Origin of the sequence: Paracoccus shandongensis, from assembly GCF_017315735.1 — a bacterium.
In the GTDB taxonomy this organism is placed as follows: domain Bacteria; phylum Pseudomonadota; class Alphaproteobacteria; order Rhodobacterales; family Rhodobacteraceae; genus Paracoccus; species Paracoccus shandongensis.
Window position 1 is genome coordinate 81,690 of sequence record NZ_JAFLRK010000012.1, and the last position, 9,167, is coordinate 90,856.

Here is a 9,167-nt window from a genome sequence, read left to right on the forward strand (position 1 = left end):
AAAGCTTATTGTTGCGCCACGGTGAAGCTGACGCCGTCGATGGTTTCGGGCAGGTCCGGGACCGGCACCTGCAGCCATTCGGCATAGGCGGCGTTGAAGGCCTCGCTGCCGATGAAGCCGTCCAGAAAATCATTCGCGGCGCTGTTCCAGTCGCTTTCCCCAAGGCGCGAGGCGATGCCCTGGAACAGCGCGCCGATGGGGAACTTGTTCTCGAATTCGCCGGGGCGCGCGGCTTCCAGGCGCTGGATGTAGAACTGGTTCGATCCGACCGCCTCGACCTGGCGGGACACGAGGGCCTGGATATTGGCCGCGTCGTCGTCGAACCGCTGGATGGTGGTGTCGGACGGGGCCTCGGCGGTCAGGATCGTGTCCATCGGCGTGGACCGGGGAACGCCGACCGACCGGCCCGCCAGCGCGGCCAGATCGGGCAGGTCGGTCGATTTCGGGGCCGTCACGAACAGCGTGTTTTCCGCGTAAGGCTGACTGAACTGCACCGATTGCGCGCGTTCGGCGGTGATGCCCAGGGACGCGATCAGCACGTCCACCTTGTCGGTGGTCAGGGCGGGGATGCGGTTTGCCACGGCCATGGGCACGAACTCGGCCTTCAGCCCCAGGTGTTCGGCGAAGGCGCGGGCAACAGCGGCGTCGAAGCCCTGCGCCTCGCCCGTGCTGCCCAGGCAGCCCCAGGGGCAGTTGTCGGCCTGGATGCCGACGATCAGCGTGCCGGATGCCTTGGCTTCCTCAAGGCTGCGGGCGTCGGCGGCACCGATGCTCAGCGCCAGCGCGGCGGCGGCCAGGGTCAGTTTCCGAAGCATGTCTTTTCCTCCCATGGACATGTGGTTCAGCGGCGGTCGCGGGCCAGGCGACGTTCCATCCGCCCGCCCCACAGCGACAAGGGCCAGCACAGCAGGAAATAGAGTAGCCCCACGATGCCGAAGACGATCAGCGGCTTGAAGGTCTGGTTCGACACGATCTGCCCCGCCCGGGTCAGCTCGATGAAGCCCACTATGGCCGCCAGCGAGGTGCCTTTCAGCAGTTGCACCAGAAAGCCGATGGTGGCGGGCAGCGACAGCCGGAACGCCTGGGGCAGGATGATGTCGCGCATCAGGCTGCGATACTTGATGCCCAGGGCGTGCGCGGCCTCGGATTGCCCCAGGGGCACGGCCTGGATGGCGCCGCGCCAGATTTCTCCCAGATAGGCGGATGCGTGGGCGGTCAGCGCGATGGCGACCGCGCCCCAGGCAGGCGGTTCCAGCCCCAGCAGCGGCAGGCCGAAATAGACGACGAAAAGCTGCATCAGCAGGGGCGTGCCCTGGAAGATGGCGATCCAGGCGGCGGCGATGGTGCGCAGCCAGCGGCGGCGGGACACGCGCACCAGCGCCACGACCAGGCCGAAGGCGATGCCGCCCACGAAGCCGATGGCGGTCAGCGCCAGCGTCCAGCCCAGGCCGCGCAGCAGGAACAGCAGTTCGGGGGTTCCGATGGATGCCATGTCCGGTTCCTTCAGCGCGTGGGATAGGTGAAGGCCGCGCGGGATATCAGCGCGAACAGCGACATCACCAGCCAGGACAGCGCCAGATACATCGCGGTGATGGTGAAATAGACCTCGAAGCTGCGGAAGGTGTCGCCGTCGATCCGCTGCGCCACGCTTGTCAGCTCGAAGGCGGAAATCGAGGTGGCGATGGAGGTCGTCAGCGTCAGCAGGATGAACTGGCTGGCAAGCGAGGGGAACACGGCGCGCAGCGCGGGTTTCAGGATGATCTTGCGAAAGATCTCGCCCTGGCGCAGGCCCAGGGCCAGGCCCGCCTCGGTCTGGCCCTTGGGGATGCTTTCGACGCCGCCGCGGATGATCTCGATCGCATAGGCGCCGCCGTTCACGCCAAGCGCGATGATGGCGGTGGTGGTGGGGTTCAGCCGGACGCCCGCCAGCGGCAGGGCGAAGAAGATGAAGAAGATCTGCACCAGGAAGGGCGTGTTGCGGATCAGTTCCACGAAGGCGATCACCAGGGCCTGTCCGATGCGGCTGTTCGACCGGCGGATCGCCACGCCGATGACGCCGATCACCAGCGCCAGGATCATGCCGGAAACCGCCAGGAACAGCGTGCCGCCAAGACCCGCCAGCAATTCGGGCCAGCGCGTCCAGACGACGCCGAAGTCAAGGTTCATGGTTCCCCCCCTCCCCAGGTGGCATGATTCAGGCGTTGCCCTTTCAAGGGAAACTGGACCGGGACGGGCGTTCCGTCAAATACCAAACCCCGAATTTTCATAACATGATGTTAATTTGCTTTCGGGGGGCAGGTCTTGTTCCCGTCTGGCGGGCGCGTGGTTTTTGGCCGATCATGGCACCCCATGCTGCGAAAGGACCGGCCATGACCAATCCCTGCATCATCTGCGTGGCGATCACCGGATCGCTGCCGACCAAGGACAACAACCCCGCCGTGCCGATCACGATTTCCGAACAGATCGAGTCCACGCAGGAGGCCTTCGAGGCCGGCGCCACCATCGCCCACTGCCATGTCCGCGACGACGAGGGCAAGCCCACCAGCGACCCCGACCGCTTCGCGCGCCTGAAGGAAGGGCTGGAAAAGCACTGTCCCGGCCTGATCGTGCAACTGTCCACCGGCGGGCGGTCGGGGGCCGGCCGGGCGCGGGGCGGGATGCTGCCCCTGCGGCCCGACATGGCGTCCCTGTCGGTAGGGTCCAACAACTTCCCGACCCGTGTCTATGAGAACCCGCCCGATCTGGTGGACTGGCTGGCCGCCGAAATGCTGGCCCATGACGTGAAGCCGGAAATCGAGGCTTTCGACCTGTCCCACATCCTCAAGGCCCATCAGATGTGGAAGGCGGGCCAGATCAAGGACCGGCCCTATGTGCAGTTCGTGATGGGCGTGAAAAACGCCATGCCCGCCGACCGCGAGGTGTTCGACTATTACATCCACACCGTGAAGCGGCTGTTCGGCGCGGACGCGCCCTGGTGCGCGGCGGGGATCGGGCCGAACCAGATCGTGCTGAACGAATGGGCCATCGGCGCGGGCGGCCACGCCCGCACGGGGCTTGAGGACAACGTGCGCCTGGACCGCGACACCTTGGCGCCGTCCAACGCCGCGCTGGTCCGCCGCGCGGCCGGGATCGCCGAGAAGCATGGCCGTCCTGTCGCGACATGGCAGCAGGCGCGGCGGATCCTGGGGCTGCGGATGCCGGACGCATAACCGGCAAGACATGGGGCGACATGCAAATATCATGCCCCAGGCTAAGCGTGGCGCTTTGCCGCAGGGCCGGGGCGTGGTAAGCCCCGCGCAGGGGATGAGGACGCGTTACGGATCGTAGCCACGGTGGGAACCTGTCGCCGTCCCCACTGGGAAGGAGACAAACGTGATACCCACCTCTCAAAGCACTGCGGCGCGGACCGTGGCGATCCTGTGCTGGATCGCCGTTGTCCTGGACGGCTTCGACCTGGTCGTGCTGGGGGCGCTGATCCCCACGCTGACCGGGGGCGACATGCCCTGGATGACGCCCGCGCAGGCGACCTTCGTGTCCACCATCAGCCTTGTGGGCATGACGCTGGGCGCGCTGTCCATCGGGATCGCCACCGACTGGCTGGGCCGGCGCAAGGTGATGATCTTCGCCGTTCTGGTCTTTTCCGCGCTGACGCTGGCCTGCGCCTTTGCGCAGAGCTATGTCCAGCTTGGCATCTTCCGCTTCCTGGCGGGCTTCGGCTTGGGGGGCTGCCTGCCCACCGCCATCGCCATGGTGACGGAATTCTCGCGCGGGCGGGCGGGCAAGGCCTCGACCACGGTGATGACGGGTTATCACGTGGGGGCGGTCTCGACCGCGCTGTTGGGGCTTCTGGTGCTGCCGACGCTTGGCTGGCACGCGATGTTCATCATCGGCGCCATCCCGGGCTTCATCCTGGCGCCGGTCATGTATCGCACCCTGCCCGAATCGCCGTCCTTCCTGCTGGCCACCGGCCGGCGTGCCGAGGCCGAGGCCATCGCCAGCCGTTACGGCCTGGTCCTGCCCGAGGCCAGCCCCGTCCCCGAGGAGCGCGCCTCCCTGCCCACCCTGTTCCGGGGCGCGTTCCTGCGCAATTCCATCGCGATCTGCGTGACATCCTTCATGGGGCTGCTGCTGGTCTATGGCCTGAACACCTGGCTGCCCAAGCTGATGGTGACGGCGGGATACAGCCTGACGGGCGGGCTGTGGCTGCTGCTGCTGCTGAACGCGGGCGCGATCGCCGGGCTTCTGGTGGCGGGCCAGGTGGGCGACCGGGTCGGGCTGAAACTGGCCGCGGTGGCCTGGTTCCTGTGCGGGGCGGTGCTGCTGGCGGTGCTGTCGATCCGCATGGGGCCGGTGCTGCTTTATCCGATGGTGTTCCTGACGGGCTGCTTCGTGTTTTCGGCGCAGGTGCTGGTCTATGCCTTCGTGGCGTCCAACTATCCGCCGGGGGTGCGGGCGACGGCGCTTGGCGTGGCGGCGGGGGTCGGACGCATGGGGGCCATCGCCGGGCCGCTGGTCGGCGGCACGCTGGTGTCGATGGGACTGGGCCATCCCTGGGGCTTCTATGTCTTCGCGGCGGTGGGCCTGCTGGGCGCGCTGGCGCTGGCGCAGTCAACCGTGATCCGCCAGAAGCTGTGACAAGGAAGGGGCGCGAAAAGCGCCCCTTTCCTATTCGGGGGTGCCGATCCGCCTGACCTGACCGGCCAGCGTGACCGCCGCCGCCAGCGCGCGCCCCGTGGCCTGCGCCATGGGCGGCAGCACCATCCATTCCAGCGCCCAAGCCGCACCCGACCGTTCCTGTTCGTGGACCAGCGCCTGATGGATCAGGGCAAGCTGCCCCGCGTTGAACCGCGCCAGCGTCACCAGCAATTCGGCCAAAACCGGGTTCTGCTTGTGCGCCATGGCCGAGGACGTGCCGCCGCCCGACAGTTCGATCTCTGCGATCCCCTGCTGCGCCATCAGGGCCACGTCCTGCCCCATCTTGCCCAGGGTGCCCGTGACCAGCGACAGAAGGCCCGCGAATTCCGCCACCCCGTCGCGCATCGCGTGCCAGGCGCGGGCGGGGTTTTCCAGCCTAAGCGCCGCCGCCATGTCCGCCGCCACGGCATCCGCCTTGGCCCCCAGATCCGCGCGGTCGCCCGAGGCGCCGCCCAGTTGCAGCCGCGCGATGCGGGGCCGCGCCTGCGCGATGCGGGCGCGGTGGTCCGCCAGCGGCAAAAGCCAGGGCGCGATGCGGTCGGCCACGGTGATTTCGGTCGCGGCCTGCATCCGGGTGCGGCCCATCAGCGGGCGGGCGCCGAAGCGCGCGGCCAGCCCCTCCAGCGCGGCGGTCAGGTCGGCCAGCCGCCGATCCACCAGCGCCAGCGTGTCGCGCATCGCCAGCGCGGTCGCCGTATCGATCACGTCCTGCGAGGTCGCGCCCTTGTGGACCGCCCCCGCGGCATCGCCTGCCTGCGCCTTCATCTGGCGCACCAGGCGCGGCACGACCACGCCGTCCTGCGCGGTCCCCGCCCGCAGGTCATCCATGTCGAAGCCCATGCCCTCGATGGCCCGCGCGGCCTCTTCGGCCCGGTCGGCCAGCCCCGCCCGGCCAAGCGCGCGGCTGAAGGCGGCCTCGAAAGCGCGCATTCCGGCCAGTTGCGCATCCGGCGACCACAGCGCGGCCATGTCGGGATCGGCGAACAGTCCGCCCAGCCAGGGATGGTCGAAAACGTCGGTCATGTCCTGTCCTTCCATGCGAAAGCGGCGCGAGGGTGGCCCCCGCGCCGCTTTGGTCAAATCCGGCGGTCAGATGTCCAGGAACACCGTCTCGCCCTCGCCCTGCAGGCGGATGTCGAAGCGGTATTTCCCGTCGCCGATCTTTCTGGCGATCAGCGTGTCCACGCGCGGGCGCTGCTCGATCCGGGACAGCAGGGGGTCGCCCTCGTTGTCCTCATCCTCGAAATAGATGCGGGTCTGCAGGCCGATGTTGATCCCGCGCGCCACCACCCACAGCGAGATGTGCGGCGCAAAGGCCCGGCCATAGCGCGACGGAACGCGGCCCGGCTTGACGGTGCGCAGCGTGAATTCCCCCGTCACCGCGTCGGCGGCGAAACGGCAATGGCCGCTGACGGCGGGGTCCGCGCCGTCCTGGCCGGGGAACTTGCCCGCGCTATCGGCCTGCCAGCTTTCGATCAGCGCGTCGCGCAAGGCCCAGCCGGTGCCGTCATAGACCGATCCGACGATCTCGATGACCTCGCCCTGCGCGCCGTCGGAAATGGGGGAGACCCCGATCTCCTGATCGTAATACCCGGCATTGCCCGCATAGGTCGGCATCAGGCCGATATGGACATAGGGCCCTGCGGTCTGCGAGGGCGTCTCGGGTTGATGATCCAGCGGTTGCACCATCTCACATTCCTTCCAGCTTGTTCTCGAACATGGTCTGGCGGCGGCCCCGCAGCACGATGTCGAACTTGTAGGCCAGGAAATCCAGCCGCCGCGAATGCGCCATGTCCAGCGGCGCCACCAGCCGGTCAAGCTGGGACCGGTTGCGGATCGTGGCGGCGATCGGGCACAGCGGGATCAGCGGGTCGCCCTCGAAATACATCTGGGTGATCAGGCGCTGGCCGAAGCTGTGGCCGAAGACCGAGATGTGGATATGCATCGGCCGCCAGTCGTTGCCGCGGTTCGGCCAGGGATAGGCGCCGGGACGGATGGTCAGGAACTGATAGTATCCGTTTTCATCCGTCAGCGTCCGCCCGCAGCCGCCGAAGTTCGGATCCAGCGGGGCCAGATAGGTGTCCTTCTTGTGGCGGTAACGCCCGCCCGCATTGGCCTGCCAGATTTCCACAAGGGTGTTGGGGACCGCGCGGTTGTTTTCGTCCAGGACGCGCCCGTGCATCAGGATGCGTTCGCCCACGGCGGGGGCGGCGCCCTTGGTCCAGTTCAGGATCAGGTTGTTGTCCAGCGCGCCAAAGCGGGAATGGCCGAAGGTCGGGCCGGTTTCCTCGGAGGGCCCGGATTCCAGCGACAGAAGCGGCTGGTTCGGGGACCGCGCGACGGATGTCTTGTAGTCGGGCCAATAGGGTTCGGGATGCATCTCGCGGTTGCGCGGGATCAGCGGGCCAAGATCGGTCATTCGGATGCCGCCTCCATTTCGGCATAGGTTTGTTTCGCCAGCTTGATGGCGTGGTTCGCGCGCGGCACGCCGGCATAGATGGCGACGTGCTGGAAAGCCTCCATCACGTCGCGCTTGGTGGCGCCGGTGCGGGCGGTGGCCCGGACATGCATGGGGATTTCCTCGAAATTGCCGGTCGCGGCCAGCAGGGCCAGGGTCAGCATGGACCGTTCGCGTTTCGTGATCGCGTCGGACGACCAGACGGTGCCCCAGGCGGATTCGGTGATCAGATCCTGGAAGGGCCGGTCCAGGTCGGATTTCGCGGCCTCGGCCCGGTCCACATGGGCATCGCCCAGCACCGCGCGGCGGGTCTGCATTCCTTGCGCATGGCGGTCGGTCATGGGGCGGTCCTTTCCAGAAAATCGGTCAGCAGTTTGGCGGTGGCTGCGGGCTGTTCGACACAGGGGATATGGCCCGCGTCGGGGATGACGTGGAACGCGGCGCCACACAGGTCGGCGGTCGCGCGCACCAGGTCGGGCGGGGTCGATCCGTCCCGGTCGCCCGCCATCGCCAGCACCGGCAGGCGCAGCGCGCGGGTGCTGTCGGTTAGATCCGCCCCCGCGATGGCCGCGCAGCAGCCGGTATAGCCCGCGACGGATGTGCGGGTCAGCATGTTGCGCCACAGCGCGAATTCGGGGTTCGTGGCGCGGAAACCGGGCGTGAACCAGCGTTCCAGGATCGGATCTGCCAGGGCCGCGACCCCGCCCGCGTTGATCGTGTTGATGCGGTCCTGCCACATGGCGGGGGTGCCGATCTTGGCCGCCGTGTCCATCAGCACCAGTGCGCGGACCAGATCGGGGCGTTTCGCCGCAAGCCCCTGGCCGATCAGCCCGCCGATGGACAGGCCCACGAAGGTGATGTCCTTCAGACCAAGGCCGTCGCAGACACCTTCCGCATCCGCGACAAGCTGGTCAAGGGTATAGGGCGCGGGCGTGGCGTCCGACAGCCCGTGGCCGCGCTTGTCGTAACGGATGATCCGCAGCCCGGCGGGCAGCAGCGGCAGCAGCGCGTCCCAGACACGCAGGTCGGTGCCCAGCGAATTGGCCAGCATCACCACGCGGCCATCCTTCGGGCCGTCGTCGCGGATGTGCAGGGTGATGCCGTGTGTGGAAATGGTCTGCATTCTGTCCCCCCCTTGGCGCAGGTTATCGCATGACAGGGCAGGGGATGAAAATTATAATGATGCAACCTGATCATAACCGGACGGTTATCCATGCTGCATTCCCATCTGCGCCTGCGCCACCTGCGCTGCTTTCTGGAAACCGCCCGGTTGGGCAGCCTGTCGGCGGCGGCCGAGGCGCTGCATGTCAGCCAGCCCGCCGCGTCCAAGACCATCCGGGAACTGGAGGAAATCCTGCGGGTGCAACTGTTCGACCGATCGGGGCGCAAGCTGGTGCTGACGCCTGCGGGCCGCGTCTATCAGACCCATGCGGGCGCGGCGCTGGCCGATCTGGAGCGCGCGCAATCGCTGGTCCTGTCGCCCCCGCCCGAACGCCCGCGCCTGCATGTGGGCGTGCTGCCCACGGCGGCGACCGGGCTGGTGCCGCGCGCGGCGCTGGCCTTCCGGGAAAGCCGCCCGGACGTGCTCTTGGACGTGATGACCGGGCCGAACTGGCTGCTGCTGTCGCTGCTGCGCGAAGGCCAGCTGGATCTGGTCGTGGGCCGGATGCCGCCCGCGGGCAATACCGAGGGGCTGAACTTCAGGCGCCTTTACTGGGAACGCGTGGTGCCGGTGGTGCGCGCGGGCCATCCGCTGCTGCGGGGGGATTGGGACCATGCGGATCTGGCGCGCCATCCGCTGATGCTGCCGCCCGCAGGGGCGATGATCGCGGGATCGGTGCGAAGCTGGCTGCATTCCGTGGGCATCACCGACCCGCAGCCCGCCTTCGAGAACGTCTCCCTTGCCTTTGGGCGGGAGGTGGTGATGCGGTCGGACGCCGTGTGGTTCATTTCCGAAGGGGTGGTCCGCCCCGAGATCGAGGCGGGCGCGCTGGTGGTTCTGCCGATCCGCAAC

11 protein-coding genes are annotated in these 9,167 nt (G+C 67.9%); 3 read left to right on the forward strand and 8 right to left on the reverse strand.

From position 1 onward, the window contains the following. Positions 1 to 5 precede the first annotated feature (5 nt). From JX613_RS10120 to JX613_RS10130, 3 genes are read right to left on the reverse strand one after another with little or no spacing between them, the layout of a single operon-like run. Positions 6 to 815 (reverse strand): transporter substrate-binding domain-containing protein, encoded by an 810-nt coding sequence (locus JX613_RS10120; RefSeq protein ID WP_207101335.1) that lies wholly within the window; start codon positions 813 to 815, stop codon positions 6 to 8. 26 nt (positions 816 to 841) lie between these two features. Continuing rightward, complete coding sequence (locus JX613_RS10125) at positions 842 to 1,492, reverse strand: amino acid ABC transporter permease (RefSeq protein ID WP_207101336.1); 651 nt, start codon at positions 1,490 to 1,492, stop codon at positions 842 to 844. An 11-nt stretch (positions 1,493 to 1,503) separates the two neighbouring features. Continuing rightward, positions 1,504 to 2,166, reverse strand: coding sequence for an amino acid ABC transporter permease (locus JX613_RS10130; protein ID WP_207101337.1), 663 nt, complete (start codon positions 2,164 to 2,166; stop codon positions 1,504 to 1,506). Between the two features lie 203 nt (positions 2,167 to 2,369). On the opposite strand from JX613_RS10130, the gene JX613_RS10135 reads away from it, so the two are divergent. Both JX613_RS10135 and JX613_RS10140 read left to right on the forward strand, forming a co-directional pair. Beyond that, the gene (locus tag JX613_RS10135; RefSeq protein WP_207101338.1) at positions 2,370 to 3,209 is read left to right on the forward strand and encodes a 3-oxoadipate:acetyl-CoA acetyltransferase; all 840 of its coding nucleotides are present in this window, start codon (positions 2,370 to 2,372) and stop codon (positions 3,207 to 3,209) included. Positions 3,210 to 3,372: 163 nt separating this feature from the next. Then, positions 3,373 to 4,635: an MFS transporter gene (locus JX613_RS10140; RefSeq protein ID WP_207101339.1), complete on the forward strand. Its 1,263-nt coding sequence runs from the start codon at positions 3,373 to 3,375 to the stop codon at positions 4,633 to 4,635. 30 nt (positions 4,636 to 4,665) lie between these two features. On the opposite strand, the gene JX613_RS10145 is transcribed toward JX613_RS10140, so the two are convergent. The 5 genes from JX613_RS10145 to pcaD form a co-directional block, all read right to left on the reverse strand. After that, positions 4,666 to 5,718 carry a 3-carboxy-cis,cis-muconate cycloisomerase gene (locus JX613_RS10145; protein WP_207101340.1) on the reverse strand — a complete coding sequence of 351 codons (1,053 nt, stop codon included), beginning with the start codon at positions 5,716 to 5,718 and terminating at the stop codon, positions 4,666 to 4,668. Between the two features lie 66 nt (positions 5,719 to 5,784). After that, positions 5,785 to 6,384, reverse strand: coding sequence for a protocatechuate 3,4-dioxygenase subunit alpha (pcaG, locus tag JX613_RS10150; protein ID WP_207101341.1), 600 nt, complete (start codon positions 6,382 to 6,384; stop codon positions 5,785 to 5,787). Between the two features lies 1 nt (position 6,385). Continuing rightward, on the reverse strand, positions 6,386 to 7,114 hold the full coding sequence (gene pcaH / locus JX613_RS10155; RefSeq protein ID WP_207101342.1) for a protocatechuate 3,4-dioxygenase subunit beta: 729 nt from the start codon (positions 7,112 to 7,114) through the stop codon (positions 6,386 to 6,388). After that, positions 7,111 to 7,494, reverse strand: coding sequence for a 4-carboxymuconolactone decarboxylase (pcaC, locus tag JX613_RS10160; RefSeq protein WP_207101343.1), 384 nt, complete (start codon positions 7,492 to 7,494; stop codon positions 7,111 to 7,113). Before pcaC ends, pcaH begins: the two co-directional genes overlap by 4 nt. After that, complete coding sequence (gene pcaD / locus JX613_RS10165; protein WP_207101344.1) at positions 7,491 to 8,276, reverse strand: 3-oxoadipate enol-lactonase; 786 nt, start codon at positions 8,274 to 8,276, stop codon at positions 7,491 to 7,493. Before pcaD ends, pcaC begins: the two co-directional genes overlap by 4 nt. 90 nt (positions 8,277 to 8,366) lie before the next feature. On the opposite strand from pcaD, the gene JX613_RS10170 reads away from it, so the two are divergent. Further along, the coding region (locus JX613_RS10170) for a LysR substrate-binding domain-containing protein (RefSeq protein ID WP_207101345.1) at positions 8,367 to 9,167 on the forward strand (801 nt) is incomplete at its 3' end.